Origin of the sequence: Streptomyces sp. WMMC500, assembly GCF_027497195.1 — a bacterium.
Classification (GTDB): Bacteria; Actinomycetota; Actinomycetes; order Streptomycetales; family Streptomycetaceae; genus Streptomyces.
In genome coordinates this window covers 851540-866911 of the sequence record NZ_CP114905.1, presented here as the reverse complement: position 1 = coordinate 866911, position 15372 = coordinate 851540, and the positions used below count along the sequence as shown (strand labels likewise).

General features: G+C 76.3%; 13 protein-coding genes. 7 read left to right on the top strand and 6 right to left on the bottom strand.

What is annotated here, in order from left to right; translation table 11 throughout:
* Positions 1-71: 71 nt before the first annotated feature.
* From O7599_RS03530 to O7599_RS03520, 3 genes are all read right to left on the bottom strand, one after another.
* Positions 72-788, bottom strand: coding sequence for a class I SAM-dependent methyltransferase (locus tag O7599_RS03530; protein ID WP_281620598.1), 717 nt, complete (start codon positions 786-788; stop codon positions 72-74).
* A 132-nt stretch (positions 789-920) separates the two neighbouring features.
* Positions 921-2261 carry a hypothetical protein gene (locus tag O7599_RS03525; protein WP_281620597.1) on the bottom strand — a complete coding sequence of 447 codons (1341 nt, stop codon included), beginning with the start codon at positions 2259-2261 and terminating at the stop codon, positions 921-923.
* Between the two features lie 109 nt (positions 2262-2370).
* Positions 2371-2952, bottom strand: a complete 582-nt coding sequence (locus tag O7599_RS03520; protein WP_281620596.1) for a dihydrofolate reductase family protein — start codon at positions 2950-2952, stop codon at positions 2371-2373.
* Positions 2953-3082: 130 nt separating this feature from the next.
* Between O7599_RS03520 and O7599_RS03515 the strand changes: the two genes are divergently transcribed.
* On the top strand, positions 3083-6250 hold the full coding sequence (locus O7599_RS03515) for a BTAD domain-containing putative transcriptional regulator (protein WP_281620595.1): 3168 nt from the start codon (positions 3083-3085) through the stop codon (positions 6248-6250).
* A 44-nt stretch (positions 6251-6294) separates the two neighbouring features.
* On the opposite strand, the gene O7599_RS03510 is transcribed toward O7599_RS03515, so the two are convergent.
* Entirely contained in the window at positions 6295-6753 is a 459-nt protein-coding gene (locus tag O7599_RS03510) for a hypothetical protein (RefSeq protein WP_281620594.1), read from the bottom strand.
* 55 nt (positions 6754-6808) lie between these two features.
* Positions 6809-8089, bottom strand: coding sequence for a DUF6745 domain-containing protein (locus O7599_RS03505; RefSeq protein WP_281620593.1), 1281 nt, complete (start codon positions 8087-8089; stop codon positions 6809-6811).
* Between the two features lie 190 nt (positions 8090-8279).
* On the opposite strand from O7599_RS03505, the gene O7599_RS03500 reads away from it, so the two are divergent.
* The 6 genes from O7599_RS03500 to O7599_RS03475 all read left to right on the top strand — a co-directional run bounded on the left by O7599_RS03500 (position 8280) and on the right by O7599_RS03475 (position 13814).
* Positions 8280-9182: a phosphotransferase gene (locus O7599_RS03500; protein ID WP_281620592.1), complete on the top strand. Its 903-nt coding sequence runs from the start codon at positions 8280-8282 to the stop codon at positions 9180-9182.
* A 64-nt stretch (positions 9183-9246) separates the two neighbouring features.
* Complete coding sequence (locus O7599_RS03495; protein WP_281620591.1) at positions 9247-9903, top strand: maleylpyruvate isomerase N-terminal domain-containing protein; 657 nt, start codon at positions 9247-9249, stop codon at positions 9901-9903.
* Between the two features lie 199 nt (positions 9904-10102).
* Positions 10103-10750 (top strand): helix-turn-helix domain-containing protein, encoded by a 648-nt coding sequence (locus O7599_RS03490; RefSeq protein ID WP_281620590.1) that lies wholly within the window; start codon positions 10103-10105, stop codon positions 10748-10750.
* On the top strand, positions 10747-11550 hold the full coding sequence (locus tag O7599_RS03485; protein WP_281620589.1) for an SRPBCC domain-containing protein: 804 nt from the start codon (positions 10747-10749) through the stop codon (positions 11548-11550). Before O7599_RS03490 ends, O7599_RS03485 begins: the two co-directional genes overlap by 4 nt.
* A gap of 65 nt (positions 11551-11615) precedes the next feature.
* Positions 11616-12368, top strand: a complete 753-nt coding sequence (locus tag O7599_RS03480) for an SDR family oxidoreductase (RefSeq protein WP_281620588.1) — start codon at positions 11616-11618, stop codon at positions 12366-12368.
* A gap of 120 nt (positions 12369-12488) precedes the next feature.
* Entirely contained in the window at positions 12489-13814 is a 1326-nt protein-coding gene (locus tag O7599_RS03475; RefSeq protein ID WP_281620587.1) for an extracellular solute-binding protein, read from the top strand.
* A 57-nt stretch (positions 13815-13871) separates the two neighbouring features.
* Here the strand turns inward: O7599_RS03475 and O7599_RS03470 are convergent, their stop codons facing one another.
* The gene (locus O7599_RS03470) at positions 13872-15359 is read right to left on the bottom strand and encodes a PLP-dependent aminotransferase family protein (RefSeq protein WP_281620586.1); all 1488 of its coding nucleotides are present in this window, start codon (positions 15357-15359) and stop codon (positions 13872-13874) included.
* Positions 15360-15372: the final 13 nt, after the last annotated feature.

Below are 15372 nucleotides of genomic sequence, written 5' to 3'. Positions count from 1 at the left end.
GCTGCGGCACGTCACGTCAACGCCCCGCGCACGCCCCGGACCGGGCCGGACCCGTGCCGGCGGCGGGGGAACTACCGGCGGCGGCAGAGGAACTCACCGTGCGTGGGTGAGCGGGACTCGTGCGCGAGGATCTCGAATCCGGCCCGTGCCAGCATGCCCTCCAGGATCCAGGCGTACGTGGAGAACTCCTCCCGGACGTGCGCCTCGAAGTCCGCCCGGGTGAAGCCCTCGCCCACCGGGCGGCCCGCGGTGTCGATCCACTGCCCCAGGTGCTCCGCGGCGTCGGCGGGCGGGAAGCTGAAGATGACGTCCCACAGGTAGAAGGTGCCGCCCGGCCGGAGCACGCCGGCCGCGTTGAGGAGCGCCTGCTGCTTGAAGAAGTCCGGGAGCTGGTGCAGGGCCGACCTGGTGGTCACCACGTCCGCGGGCCCCGCGCGGTGGGCGTAGTCCAGGAAGCCGGCCCGGTGCCAGTGTGCGCCGGCACCGGCCCGCTCCGCCCGGGCCCTTGCGAAGGCGAGCATCTGTTCCGAGACGTCGACGCCGTGGGCCTCGGCCCCGCGCCGCGCGGCCTGGACCACCAGCGAGCCGGTGCCGCAGGCCAGGTCGACCAGCCGGGTGCCCGCGACCACGTCGAGACGGTCGAGCAGCGCGTCGTCGGCATCCGGGTCGGTGCCCTGGTTGCGGTCGTAGGAGGCCACCGCGGCGGCGCTGCCGAGGTCCACGCCGACGGGCTCGTACTCGCGGAAGAACCATGCGGGGCGCGGGCCGGTGGTGTCGCTTCGATGCATGCCCCGTTTGTACGGCCCGGGCGGACCCGGCGGCAAGAGCGCACGTGCGGCACGGCGTTCGGGGCGTTCAGGGCGTTCAGGGCGTTCAGGGCGTTCAGGGCGAAAGATGCCGGGCCACGACCGATACCGGCGCTAGCGGCGCCGGAACCTGCGCACCAGCCGTCCCCAGGTGCCCAGCCGCAGAGCCTCGTAGCTCGCGAACCGCTCCCGGTCGTCGGGCTCGGCGACGTCGTCGAAGACGACCCGGGCCTCCTCGCGGAGCACCGGGTCCTCGTGCAGCATCAGCACGAACAGCATGCCGTCGCGGCGCAGGGCGCGCAGCGCGCCTGCGCGCGCCGGTTCGTACGAGGTGAGCCCGTGCAGGGCGCGGAGCAGCGCCAGGTGGTCCGCCACCCGGTCGGGGTGCAGCAGCGGGACCAGCCGCAGCGCGAGGTCCAGCTCCGCGTCGGACGCCCGCGGCTCGCGGGCGAGCACGGCGGTGACGGCCCGCGCCGCGGACGGGGCCTCACCGGCCATGTGCCGCAGCCGCCGCACCAGTTCGCGGTCGTGTCCCGGCGGGTCGCCCTGTGCGGCGAGGGCGATCGCGGCGTGGACCGCCTCGGCGGGGGGCGGCGCGTCCATTCCGCCGAAGCCGGCGTCCCACGGGTCGCCCCCGTCCTCCGGCGGTCCGCCGACCGGGTCGAGAGCGCCGAGCGACTCCAGCTCCCTGACGGCCCCGTACCTGTCCGTGGCGTTCCGGCTCATCGCGAGGAAGACGAGCGCGTCCGTGATCTCCTCGTCCGCGGGCCTGCCGGCGCCGTCGCCGGGCAGCGTCTTCATCACGTGCATCAGGCTGACCCGGGCCTGCGGCCCGGACTCTGCCTCGAACCGGGCCCGCACCTGAGCCATCGTGGCGCCGTAGTGCTCCAGCGTCCGCAGTAACTCGGGGAAGGCCATGTCGTCGGGCTCGATGCTCGCGGCGGCGTCGAGCAGCGCGGGTACGGCGCCGTCGAGGTGGATGCCGCGCAGCGCCGTCGCGGCGTGGTGGATGCAGGCCCGGTCGCGGAGCGCGCGGCCGAGGACGGGCGCGGCGCGCTCGTCGCCGATGCGGCGCAGGGCCTCCACGAGGCCCTGCTTGAGGTCGTACGGATCCTGGTAGTGCTGGTCCCGCGGCTCCTGCTGGGGAAGGCTGTCGCTGGGGACGGTGCGGTACCGCTCCAGCTCGAACACCTTGCCCACGCCGTGCTCGTCGACGAGCGCGTCACCTTCCTCGTACCAGGCGTCCCACACCGCCGTGACGGCCCCGACCCGCTCCAGGTGCGCGGCGTGGTCGGCGAGGAGGGCGTCGAGCCGGTCGACGAGCACGGGGACGACCTCGGGACCCCGCTCCTGCAGCGCGACGGTCGCCCGCTCCCGGAGACTCGTCTCGTCGTAGCCGCCGTCTCCCGTCCGCCACAGGGCCAGCCGCTCGATCAGCTCCCCGACGTCGTCCACCGCTTCACCCCTGCGTTACGGGCCGTTTCCGAAGCCAGGACCGTACCGGAACGAGAGCGGGACGGGTCCCGAACGGCGGAACCGATCCCGTTGCGTCACCCGCGGGGCTTCACCGCACGACGTCGTAGAGCAGATGCGTGGCCCGCGCGGTCTCGGTCACGCTCGCCACCCGCAACCGGACGTGCGCGTCCCCGAGGTGCTCCAGCAGCCGGGCGCCGCCGCCGAACAGCACCGGCACCAGGTGGATCCCGATCCGGTCGACGAGCCCCGCACGGACGAACTGGCCGGCGACGTCCGGGCCGCCCATGATGAACACGTTCCGGCCGGCCGCGGTCTCCTTCGCCTGCCGCAGGGCGCTCTCGATACCGTCGGTGACGAACGTGTAGACGCCGTTCCGCGGCACCTCCGCGGGCGCCTCGTGCGTCACGACGAACAGCGGCACCCGGGCGGACCCGGTCGGCCCGTCCGCGCCCCACCAGCGCAACGAGTCGTCGTACGTCCGCCGCCCCCCGATCATCGCGCCCGCCTCCGCGACCGTGTCCGCCAGAAGTGCGGCTTCGGCGCCTTCGGAGTGCAGCGCCCACTCGTGCAGCAACTCGCCGCCCTTGCCGAGCGGCTCGTCGGGTGTCGCGCCGGCCGCCTTGACGTATCCGTCCAGCGACATGCTGATATCGAAGATCACCTTGCTCATGGAACTCCCTCGCCGGTCACGCGGTGCGAACGAGCGACAGCCTGGCGCACCGCGGGTGGCACAGTGGTGTCACCGCGGTGAAACACGCCGCGAGGGGCCCGCCGGCCCCGGGGGGAGGGGGTGCGTCCGCGTGCTGAGCGTCGAGCTGCTCGGGCCGCTGCGCGTCGCGGTGGCGGGGCGGCCGGTCGAGCTGCCGGCCGGGCGGCTGCGCGCGCTGCTGGCGGTCCTGGCGATGTCCGCGGGCCGCACGGTCTCCACGGCGCACCTGGCCGACGCCGTATGGGGCGCGGACATGTGCGGCGACCCGCGCACCAACGTCCGTACGAACGTCATGCGGCTGCGCCGCGCCCTGGGCCGCCCCGGCGACACCCTCGTCGCCGCCCGCCCCGGCGGATACGTACTGCTGGCCGGCCCCGAGCAGGTCGACGCCCTGCGCTTCACCCGGCTCCTCGACGCCGCGGCGGCGAACGGCACGGCGGAACGGGACCGCCTGGCGGCGGCGCTGACACTGTGGCGCGGCACGCCGTTCGACGGCATCCGCTCGGACCGGCTGGAGGGCACGGAGGCCCCGGCGCTGGAGGAGCGGTACCTGGCGGCGGTCGAGCGCTGCGTGGACCTGGACCTGGCGCCGGGCGCCGATCCGCGGCGGGCCGGGAGAACCGGGACGCACGGCGGGGGCGGGGCGGACGGTGCGAACGCGCCGCACGCCCCCGGCGAGCCCGCCGAACCTCTCGAACCGGCCGAATCCGCTGAACCGGCCGAACCCGCCGGCCCCGTCGGCGTCGCAGCCCTCGCCGCGCTGGCCGAGCGCCATCCGCTGCGGGAGTCGCTGTGGGCGCGCCTGCTCCGCGTGCTCGACGCCGCCGGGCGGCCCGCCGAGGCGCTGGAGCGGTACGAGACGATCCGGCGCCGGCTCGCCGCCGAACTCGGCGTCGACCCCAGCCCGGAACTGCGGCGGGTGCACGCCGGCCTGCTCGCCGCCGAGGCACCGCGGGACGAGGGCCGGCCGGTGCCCCGTCACCTGCCCGCCGCCACCTCGGCGTTCGCCGCCCGGGACGCGGAGAGGGCGGCACTCGACGCACTGCTGGAGCTCCCGCCGCCGCCGACCGCCCCGGACGCCGGACGCGATGCCCGGGTCGCCGTGCCGCCCGGCGGAGCCGGGACCCTCGCATCCCCGCCCCACGCGCCCGTGATCGCGCTCGTGTCCGGCACCGCCGGTGTCGGGAAGACCACCCTCGCCGTGCACTGGGCGCACCGTGTCGCCGATCGTTTTCCCGACGGGCAGCTCTACGTCGACCTGCGCGGCTACGACCCCTCCGGCGAGGCGGTACAACCCGCCGCGGCCGTACGGGAGTTCCTCGGCGCGCTCGGCGTGCCGCCGCACCGCGTGCCCGAGGGGCCGGCCGCGCAGGCCGGTCTCTACCGCACCCTGCTCGCCGGCCGGCGTGTGCTCGTGCTGCTCGACAACGCCCGCGACGCCGCGCAGGTCGCCCCGCTGCTGCCGGCGGCGCCCGGCTGCCTGGCGCTCGTCACCGCCCGGGACCACCTCGCCGGGCTGGTCGTGACGCACGGTGCGCGGCCGCTGGTGCTCGACGTGCTGCCGCCGGGCGCGGCCCGGGAGTTGCTCGCCGCCCGGCTCGGCCGGAACCGGCTCGCCGCCGAGCCCGCCGCCGTCGACGAGATCGTCCGGCGCTGCGCGGGACTGCCGCTGGCGCTGGCGGTCGTCGCCGCTCGCGCGGCGCTGCACCCCGCGCTCCCGCTGGCCGCCCTCGCCGGTGAACTGCGCGACACCCTCGGCGCGTTGGAGCGCACCGCCGACGTACGGGCGCTGTTCTCCTGGTCGTACGAGACGCTGAGCGACCCGGCGGCGCGGCTGTTCCGGCTCGTCGCCGGTCTGCACCCCGGGCCCGACTGCGGCACCGACGCCGCCGCGGCGCTGGCGGGCGTCCCGGCGGCACGGGCGCGGGCCCGACTCGCGGAGCTGGCGAGCGCCGGACTGCTCACCGAGCGCGCGCCGGGCCGCTACGCCTGCCACGACCTGCTGCGCGCGTACGCCGGCGAGCTCGGCGAGGCCCGCGACCCGGCCGCCGACCGGGACGGCGCCCGGCGCCGCCTCGTGGACCACTACGTGCGCACCGCGGAAGCCGCCGCCCGCCACCTCCCCGGCACCCCGGAGCCGGCCGGCACGGAGCGCGCCGGCCTCGTTGCCGCCGGCCCCGCCCCGGCCGGGCACGCGCCGACGGCCGCGGCGGTGCCCCGCCACCAGAAGGCCCGTCCCGGGACTCCCCGCCCCTCGACGACCCGCCCCGGGACGGCCGTGGCCGGGACCGCGGGCCCGGAGCCGACCGCCCCGCGAGCCGCCGGCTCCCCGGCCCACGAGCCCGCCACCCGCGCCCCCGGCTTCGCCGGCCCCGACGACGCCGTCGCCTGGCTCGGCGTCGAGCGGTCCGCCCTGCTGGACGTCCTCGGCCTCGCCGGCCGGCTCCGCCTCGACCGGGACGTGTGCCGGCTGGCCCGTGCGCTGTTCGTCTTCCTCCACTGGCACGGCCGGTGGCACGACCGCGCCGACGCCCAGGCCGCCGCCGTCGCCGCCGCCCGGCGGCTGGGTGACGCGGCGGAGGAGAGCCGCGCGCGGCGCGACCTCGGGTCGGCGCTCGCCGACCTCGGGCGGTACGAGGACGCCCACGCCCACCTCGACGCCGCGCTGGAGCGCGCCGGCGACGACCTCGCCGGGCAGGCGTGGACGCACTACCGGCGCGGCATCGTGCACGTCGTCGAGGACCGCGGCACCGAGGCGCTCGACGCAACCCGCCGCGCCCACGACCTCTTCGAACGTCTCGGCGACCCGGCCGGGCAGGCCATCGCGCTCACCGACCTCGGCTGGCACCACGGCCGCGGCGGTGACCACGACCGGGCCCTCGACCTCCTCCCGCGTGCGCTGGTGCTGCACCGGAAGCTCGGCAACCGCCCCTACGAGGCGCACACCTGGTCCTGCCTCGCCGACGTCCGCCTGCGCCGCGGCGAGCCCGCCGAGGCCGTCGCCTGCTACGTCGAGGCGCTCGACGCCTTCCGGGACGTCGGCGACGTGTACGGGGAGGCCGGCACGCTCGCGCACCTCGGCGTCGCGCACCGGCTCACCGGCGACCCCGGGGCCGCGGACGCGCACTGGCGCCGCGCCCACGCGCTCCTCGCGGACCTCGACCCGTCCGCCGTCCGGCAGATCCACGGCCAGCTCTCGGCGTTCGACGCCCCCGCCGCCGACGCGTTCCGCCGCGCACCGGCCCCGCGGCCGTCGTAGGGGCAGGGCCCGCCCGGGACGTCACCGCCCCGGGCGGGCCGTGGTCAGTCGGCGATGAACCGGTTCCCGAACCGCCCCGTGCTCTCGCTCCGCTCGCGCTGGCGGCGGATGACGTACGTGCCCGGAACGATGCCCGTCCCGCCGTGTTCCGGGTGGATGAGGTACGCGACCGCACCGGCGTCGAGGACACCGAGGGCCAGGCGCTGCGGGTCGTCGACGCGCGGACTCCAGCGGCAGGTGCCCGCGTCGGCGACGAGCGTGTGCGGGTTGCCGCCGGCGGCGCCGCGCAGCAGCTCGACGCCGCCCGCGGGGACGGGCGTCCAGCGGGTGTGCGGCGGGACCGCCACGTCGTCGAGGAGGGCCAGCGGAACGACGATGAGGTCGCCCTGCGCCTGGAGGCCGGCGACCACGGGGACGGTCACCTCGCGCTCCAGGTGGGCGAGGACGTCGAGGCCGGTCCTCGCGGTGAGGTCGGCGAGGGTCACGGCTGCGGACGTGGTCATGTGCATCACCTCGGGGTGAGAGAAGGGAAGTCGACGAGAGGGCGGGGGCCGCACGTCAGGTGCGGCGGGCCAGCCGCGCGTACTGCGGGCCGCTGAGCCCGTACGACCAGCCGGCCGCGGCGACGGGGTCGTCGATGCCGGCGGGCACGCTCAGCCCGTACCGGCGCCGCCGGCCGTCGGGTTCGACGGAGCCGTTGACGACGAGCAGGACGCGCCCCGGTGCCCCCCACACGTGCCGTGGCACGTGGTAGAGGTGCAGGCGGGAGCCGGCGTTGCCGGGGTCGGGAGCCTCGGCGAGCAGGTGCAGGCCCGCCCGGTCGATGTACGTGTCCCAGCCGAGGCGTTCGATGGCGCAGCGGCGCACCTCGACGTTCGGCTCGCGGTGGATCCGCGCCACGGTGGGGTCCGTGACGACCCACCGCGGCACCGCGGTGCCGTGCAGCGCGTACACCTCGGCGCCGTCGGCGTACCGGACGGCGGGGCGGCCGGGGTGGTGCAGCCGCAGCTCGCCGTGGCGGGCACCGGGCAGCGGCTCGGTGTGCACCTCGGCGGGCCGCTCCGCGACGACGCACACCCCGTCCCCGGGCCACCACCAGCCGGCGGAGCGGGCCACGGTCGCCCACAGGGCGAGCTGGCGGGTGGCGGCGGCGGGGTAGGAGGCGAGGCCGAGGCGGGCGTGGATGTCGAAGTGCCCGATCCAGTGGGCGTCGTGCTGGCCGTGGAAGGTGAGCCCGAGAGGCTCGGTGCCGGTGCCGGTGCCGGTGCCGGTGCCGGTGGCGGGCAGGAGGGCGGTGCGGATCGCCGGCCGCGGCCCGTCGCGCAGCGAGGCGTTGAGCGGGGCGTGTACGGCGGTCCACAGGATGTCGCGCAGCGCGTACCCCTCGCGGAGTCCGTCCTCGGCCGCCATGGCGTGCGCGACCTGGTGCCACGGGGGGCGCGGTCTGCGTGACACCTGCGAGGGACCGCGGATGTGCCGGCCAAGCCGGCTCCGCAGCGCGGACTGCAGCGACGCCAGCCGGGACGCCACCGGCCAGTCCGCCCCTCGTGCCGGCGCGTCGGCCGCCCGCAGCCGCAGGCGGCGGAAGGCCGGCCGCTCGCTGCGCAGCACCGGGGTGGCCGCCGCGGGCGAGTGGACCCAGACGAACCGCGGTGGCGGCGCCCCCGCGAGACCGTAGAGCCCGGTGAGGGCGGCCTCGGCCGCCGGCCGGTCCGCGGGCCGGGCGGAGAAGGCGTGCCTCAGCCAGCCGTCGCGCAGCGCGACGGCGAGGGACAGGCAGTCGTGGGAAGAGGAAAGTGAGCCGTCGAAGCGGGGAGAGGCCCCGCGCGGAGTCGTCACCGCGGTCACCAGAGGGAGGCGGTGTACGCCTTTCCGTGAGTCATGGGGCAAGCGTGCCAGCGGCGGCCCGGGGTGCGCAAGGGAGTTACGGGGCGCGCGGCCGGTGCCCAGAGCGCGTACGCCGGCGGCGCACCTCTGTGTGATCGAATGGCCGGAGAAGCCGGACGGGTGCGAAGCGGGGGGAGCGGGTGTGGTCTTCGCGGAGGTGCCGCTGACGGCGGCCGTACGGGAGGCGACGGGCGTCATCGGCCCCGCCGAACGGCTCTACGGCGGCGAGGAGTCCGCGGCGTGGCGGGTCGGCGGCCACGTGGTCCGGATCAGCGCCTACGACAAGGACCCGGCGGAGGCGGAGTGGTGCCACCGCGTCGCCGTCGCCGCCCGCGCCGGCGGCTGCCCCGAGGCGGTCGCCCCGCTGCCGATCCCCGGGCGGGACGACGGCGCCACCGTCGTACGGGTCGAGGGCCGCACCGTGTCGCTGTGGCCCTACGCCGACGGGGTCTGGGCCGACGGCGACGACCCCCGCTCGGCGACGGCCGCGGCCCGCATGCTGGCCCGCCTGCACCGCGCGCTGGCCGGCGCGGAACTGCCGCCCCGGCCGCGGCGCAACTTCCTGGAGACCGGCCTCGCCGGCGACGTGGCGTACGAGGACCCGCGGCTGCGGGACCCCCGACTGGACACGTGGCTGGCCGAGTTCACCGCAAGCGGGCTGCCGCGGCAGGCGCTCCACGGCGACTTCTACCACGGCAACCTGCTCGTCGACCGCGACGACCCGGCGCGGATCGTCGCCGTCCTGGACTGGGACGAGTCGTTCGTCGCCCCGCCCGAGGTCGAGGTCGGGAGCGCGGCACTGGAGTTCGCGGACGAGTTCTGCGAGAACCCCGCGGACGCGCGCCGCTTCGCCGCCGCCTACCGGGAGGCCGGCGGCACCGCCGAGGTGCTGGACGACGAGTCGCTGACGCAGTTGATGCGGCACCGGCTGCGGCGCGAGGGCGCGTACTTCGCGCTCGCCGTGGCGCGGGGCGTGCGGCACGACGAGGAGGACCTGGAGTACCACCGGCGCCGGATGGAGGCGTTCGCCAGGCTGCGCCCGTAGCCGCCTGACCGCTTCGCTTGGAACGAAGTTGTCCGCGGTGCCGGCGGCGAACTACGTTGCCGAGGTGGACCGATTCGTACCCGCCTGGGCCGCGCTGCGCGCGGCGGTCGCCGACCTGGCCGACGAGGACTTCGCGCAGCCCTCCGGCTGCGCCGGCTGGCTCGTCCGCGACCTCGTCTGCCACCTGGTGATCGACGCACAGGACGTGCTCATCACGCTGGTCACCCCCGCGGACGGCGACCCGACCGCCGACGCGGCGAGCTACTGGCACGTGAGCGACCAGCCCCCGACCGGCGCGGACCCCCTCGACGCCCTCACCGTGCGGATGGCCGCGGCGTACGGGGACCCGGCGCTGCTGAGGTTCCACCTCGACGACGTCGGCTCCGCCGCCGGCCGCGCGGCGGAACTCGCCGACCCGGCGCTGCGGGTGAGCACGCAGGACATGGTTCTGACGGCCGGCGACTACCTCACCGCGTACGTCATGGAGTGGACCCTGCACCACCTCGACCTGACCGCGCACCTCCCGCACGTCCCCGGCCCGCCCGCGACGGGCCTGGCGGACACCCGCGCCCTCCTGGAACGCATCGCGGGCGCGCCGCTCCCGGAGTCGTTCACCGACACGGACGCCCTCCTGGTCGCCACGGGCCGCCGCACCCCCACGGAAAGGGAACGCACGGCCCTCGGCCCCCTGGCGGCGAAGCTCCCGATGTTCCTGGGCTGAACGAGGGCGGCCGACCGCGGCCTACCCGGCGCCGATACGAACCCGGATCTCCTCCGGCAGCACACACACCTCCTCCCGCGGCAGCGGCGCGCCGGCTTGCCCGGCCCCTTCTTCCGCCATCCGGTGGTTGACCCACCTCGTCGGATGGCCGTGCGCGGTTCGCTTGACAAAATTATTTGTCAAGGGTTGGGTTGGAGGCATGCAGGACATCGACGTGATCGCGGATCCGGCCGCGGCCTCCGCCGCGCTGGATCCGGTGCGGGCCCGGCTCCTCGCCGAGCTGCGCGAGCCCGCCTCGGCCTCCGCCCTGGCGAGCCGGCTCGGGGTGCCCCGGCAGCGGGTCAACTACCACCTGCGGCTGCTGGAGAAGCACGGCCTCGTGGAGGTCGCCGGCACCCGTGTCTGGGGCGGGCTGACCGAGCGGCGGCTCGTGGCCAGCGCCGCCGGGTACGTGGTGTCGCCGGAGGCGCTGGGGGCCGCCGCCGGGGGGCCGCGGGGGGCCGGTGACCGGCTGTCGGCGGCGTACGTCGTCGCGCTGGCCGCCCGGGTGGTCGCGGAGGTCGGGGGTATGGCCCGTAACGCCGCGCGCGGACGCAAACGGCTGCCGGTCTACGGGCTGGACGCCGCCGTGCGGTTCCGTTCGCCGGCCGACCGGGCGGCGTTCGCCGAGGAGCTGACCGCCGCGGTCGGCGGGCTGGTCTCGAAGTACCACGACGACGCTGCGCCCGACGGCCGCTGGCAGCGGCTCACGGTCGCCGTCCACCCCGTACCCAAGGGGGTCGACCCCGGGGCGCCCCAAGGGCCGGAAGCATCCGAAGTGCCGCCGCAGGGAGGGGAGCGGCCGTGACCGACGACGACCCCACCGCCCGCCTCACCCGCCACGAGATCGCGGTCCCCGGCACCCCCGACGAGGTGTGGCGCGCCATCGCCACCGGGCCCGGCCATGCCGCCTGGCTCTTTCCCGCCGACATCGACCCCGCCGCGGGCGGCGCGATGACCGTACGCCGCGAGCCCTACGGCCAGACCGCGCACGCCACCGTCACCGACTGGGACCCGCCGCACCGCTTCGGCTACGAAGAGCCGGCCGGCCCCGACGCGCCGCTGCTGGCCACGGAGTTCCTCGTGCAGGCCCGGGGCGGCGGCACGTGCGTCGTCCGCGTCGTCAACGGGTTCCGCCATGACGGCGAAGGCTGGGAGGACCTGGTCGACGGGGCCGGCGAGGGCTGGCGGATGTCGCTGACCGTCCTGCGCGCCTACCTGACGCACTTCCCCGGCCTGCCCGCGACGAACGTCGACGTGCTCGTCGGCCTCGGCCTCCCGGCCGCCGAGCGGCCCCGCGCCGCCGCCGTCCTCGACCGCCTCCTCGGCATCGCCGCGGCGCCCGCCGGGACCGCGTTCCGCACCCCGGCGGGCGTACCGGACCTGGCCGGCACCGTCGAGGACAGGAGCACGGGCTACGTACTGCTGCGCGCCGCCGAGCCGTACCCCGCGCTGTACGCCCTCTCCTGCTTCCCGATGGCCCCCGGCGCCCCGCTCTCGGTCAACCTCCTGGCCCGCCTGTACGGCGCACCGCCCGGCGCCGCCGCACGGGAGGAGGAGGCGTGGCGCACCTGGCTCACCGGCGCCCGCCCCGCCTTCGGCATCTGAGCACCACGGCTGCGGAGAAAACAACTGAGGACTACGACACCCGTACTCGACAAGTGAGGATCACCATGCTGCTGCAGAACAAGAACGCCCTCGTCTACGGCGCCGGCGGCATCGGCCGCGCCGTCGCGCTCGGCTTCGCCCGCGAGGGCGCCGCCGTGCACCTGGCGAGCCGGACCCCCGCGCGCCTGGAGGCCGTTGCCGAGGAGGTGCGCGCGGCCGGCGGCACCGTCTCGACGGCCGTGGTCGACGCCCTGGACGAGGCCGCCGTCGACGCGCACGCCGACGCGGTCGCGAAGGACGCGGGAAGCGTCGACGTCTCGGTCAACCTCGTCTCCGTCGGCGACGTGCAGGGCACGCCCCTGGCCGAGATGACGCTGCGCGACTTCGAGCAGCCGGTCCACAACGCCGTCCGCACCACCTTCCTGACGTCGAAGGCCGCCGCCCGCCACATGATCCGGCAGAAGTCCGGCGTGCTGCTCACCTTCGGCGGCGTCGGCGACCCGATGCGGGGGTACTTCATCGGCGGCTTCCAGGTCGCCCTGAGCGCCGTGGACATGCTCCGCAAGCAGCTCGCCGCCGAACTCGGCCCACACGGCGTACGCGTCGTCGGCCTGAAGACCGGCGGGATCCCGGAGACGATCCCGGGCGGCTTCGAGGGCCGCGAGGAGCTGGTCGCCTCGCTCGTGGAGCCGACGATGCTGGGCCGGACGGCGACCCTCGAAGACGTCGGCAACGCCGCCGCGTTCGCCGCCTCCGACCGGGCCGCGTCGATCACGGCGTCCGAGCTGAACATCACCTGCGGCGCGATCGTGGACTGACCGTCTCGTCACCGAAGTGTGCAGATCGGGTGCTATCGGGAGCGCTCCCACGCTACGCTCCCCAACCCAGGCCGTGTCCCGTCATCGGGGCGGGGGCACGGCAGCTTCCGGGGGAGTCCCATGCACACGAACTCAACGACCAGCACCCGTACGTTCCGCGCCCTCGCCGCCGCGCTGGCCGCCGGCCTCCTCGCCGGCTGCGCCCTGGTCGACGACGGCTCGCCGGAGGCGGCACCCGACGGCGGCGCCGGCGGGCCGGTCACGCTGACCGTCGGCGTCTTCGGCGTCTTCGGCTTCGAGGAGGCCGGGCTCTACGACGAGTACGAGAAGCTGTACCCCGACGTCACCATCGAGGAGAACGCCGCGCCCAGCAACGAGGAGTACTACCCGAAGCTGCGCGACGCCCTCGACTCCGGCCGCGGGCTGGCCGACATCCAGGCCGTGGAGGTCGGCAACATCGGCGAGGTCGTCGCCACCCGCTCCGACCGGCTGATGGACCTCGCCACCACGACCGGTGTCGACGAGGGCGCGTTCCTGCCCTGGAAGTGGGACCAGGCGACGACCGACGAGAACAAGACCGTCGGCCTCGGCACCGACATCGGCCCCATGGCCGTCTGCTACCGCAAGGACCTCTTCCGCGCGGCCGGGCTGCCGACCGGTCGCGAGGAGGTCGCCGCGCTGTGGTTCTCCGACTGGGAGAAGTACCTCGGCGTCGGCGCGGACTACATGGCGAACGCCCCCGCGGGCACCGCCTTCGTCGACTCGGCGGCCGGCGTCTACAACGGCTCGATCAGCAGCTTCCCCGTCCGCTACTTCGGCCGCGAGGGCGAGGCGATCTACCAGGACAGCCCCGCCGTGGAGGTCTCCTGGGACCTGGCGATGCAGGCGGCGCAGGGGGAGATGACGGCGCGGCTCAAGCAGTTCACCCCCGCCTGGGACGGGGGCTTCGCAGACGGCGCCTTCGCCACCGTCATCTGCCCCTCCTGGATGCTGGGTTACATACAGGAGAAGGCCGGCCCGGAGGCGGCGGACAAGTGGGACATCGCCACCGCGCCCAAGCCCGCCAACTGGGGCGGTTCGTTCCTCACCGTCCCCGAGGCCGGCGAGCACAAGGAGCAGGCGGCCCGGCTGGCGGCCTGGCTGACCGCGCCCGAGCAGCAGGCCCGGCTGTTCGAGAAGCGGGCGAGCTTCCCCAGCTCGCAGGCGGCGTACGAGCTACCGCAGGTCGCGGACGCCACGCACCCGTACTTCAACGACGCCCCGACCGGCGAGATCTTCTCCATCGCCGCCAAGAGCATCCCGACGCTCGAACTCGGCACGCAGGACCAGCCGATCCAGCAGCAGATCATCGACGCGGGCATCCTGCCGGTCGAGCAGCGGAAGCTGACGCCCACCCAGGCGTGGCAGGCGGCGGAGCGGAAGATCGACGAACTGCTGGACCGGTGACCGCGGGGCGGTTCGGCCACACTCTCAGGCGCCCACGCGTCAGCCCCCGCGCGCGACTCAGCCCCCGCCCGCCGGCCGGCCGCCGCCCGCGAGCGGCGAGTCGGCGGGGAACGCGCGGCGCAGCCGGCGCACGCCGTCGCGCACCTGCGAGGTGCCCTCGCCCGCGGCGTAGCTCAGCCGCAGGTGGGGCGCCGGCGCCTCGGCCGTGAAGTACGGGGCGCCGGCGGTCACCGCGACGCCGTGGCGTAGCGCCGCCGCGGCCACCGCCGCCTCGTCGGCGCCGTCCGGCAGTCGCAGCCACAGGTGGTACCCGCCGAGCGGCGGCCGGTCCGGTACGAGGCCGGGCAGTTCGGCCCGCAGCTCGGCCAGCACGGCGGTGCGGCGCTCGCGCAACGCGCCGGCGAGCGCGCGCAGATGGCCGGCCCAGGCGGGGGAGCCGACGAGCTCGAGCGCGGTCTCCTGCAGCGGGCGGGGCACGAAGAGGCTGTCGACGATCTGGACCGCGCGCAGCCGCTCCAGCACCGGGCCGCGCGCCGACAGCGCCCCGACCCGCAGGCTCGGTGAGGCCGCCTTGGTCAGCGAACGGACGTGCACCACCACGCCGTCCGGGTCCTCGGCGGCCAGCGGGGGAGGCGGCGGCGCGGCGTCGGTGTGCGCGAGCCGGCGGGCGAAGTCGTCCTCGACGACGAACGCCCCGGCGGCGCGGGCGGTGTCGAGCACGGCCGTGCGCCGCTCGGGCGCGAGCACGGCCCCGGTGGGGTTGTGGAACAGCGGCTGGCAGACGAACACCCGGGCGCGGGTCGCGGCGAAGGCCTCGGCCAGCAGGTCGGCCCGTACGCCGTCCGCGTCGAGCGGCACCGGTACGGGCCGCAGCCCCGCGGCCCTGGCGATGGCGAGCAGCCCCGGGTACGTGGGGGACTCGACCAGCACCGGGGAGCCGGGGGCCGCCAGCGCCCGCAGCGCGGTGCTCAGCCCGCTCTGCCCGCCGGCGGTGACGAGCACGTCGGCGGCGCCGAGCGGCCCCGCCGGGCCGCCGATGTCGCGGGCGAACCAGTCCCGCAGCTCGGCCAGGCCCGCGACCGGCGGCCGGGACCAGGTGCCGGGCCGCCGGCCTGCCCGGGCCAGGGCCCCGGCCAGCGCCCGCTCCGGGCGCAGCGAGGCGTGCGGGTAGCCGCCGCTGAGGTCGACGACCTCCGGCGGCGGCGCGGCGAGCGTGGCCAGCACGCCCGCCGCGTCGGCGGCGCGCGGGCCGGTGTCGACGGCGGCGTGCGGCGGGTCCGCGGACAGGGCCACCTCCTGCCACGAGACGTCGCCGGGGGCGCGCGGGGGCCGGCGGGCGGGAGCCTTGAACACCCCGGCGCCCGGCCGGCTGGTCACCAGCCCCTCGGCGGTCAGGGCCGCGATGGCGCGGGAGACCGTCACGGGACTCACCCGGTGGCGGGCGACGAGCGCCCGGCTGGAGGGCAGCTTCTCGTTGGGGGAGTAGCGGCTCAGCTCGTCGCGCAGGGCCGTGACCAACTGGGCAACACTGCTACTGTCATTCATGACAGAACAAGAT

Coding starts and splice junctions, on each gene's coding strand:
- O7599_RS03530 (WP_281620598.1), bottom strand. CDS start 788: ATGCATCGAAGCGACACCACCGGCCCGCGCCCCGCATGGTTCTTCCGC.
- O7599_RS03520 (WP_281620596.1), bottom strand. CDS start 2,952: ATGAGCAAGGTGATCTTCGATATCAGCATGTCGCTGGACGGATACGTC.
- O7599_RS03510 (WP_281620594.1), bottom strand. CDS start 6,753: ATGACCACGTCCGCAGCCGTGACCCTCGCCGACCTCACCGCGAGGACC.
- O7599_RS03490 (WP_281620590.1), top strand. CDS start 10,103: ATGCAGGACATCGACGTGATCGCGGATCCGGCCGCGGCCTCCGCCGCG.
- O7599_RS03480 (WP_281620588.1), top strand. CDS start 11,616: ATGCTGCTGCAGAACAAGAACGCCCTCGTCTACGGCGCCGGCGGCATC.
- O7599_RS03475 (WP_281620587.1), top strand. CDS start 12,489: ATGCACACGAACTCAACGACCAGCACCCGTACGTTCCGCGCCCTCGCC.
- O7599_RS03470 (WP_281620586.1), bottom strand. CDS start 15,359: ATGAATGACAGTAGCAGTGTTGCCCAGTTGGTCACGGCCCTGCGCGAC.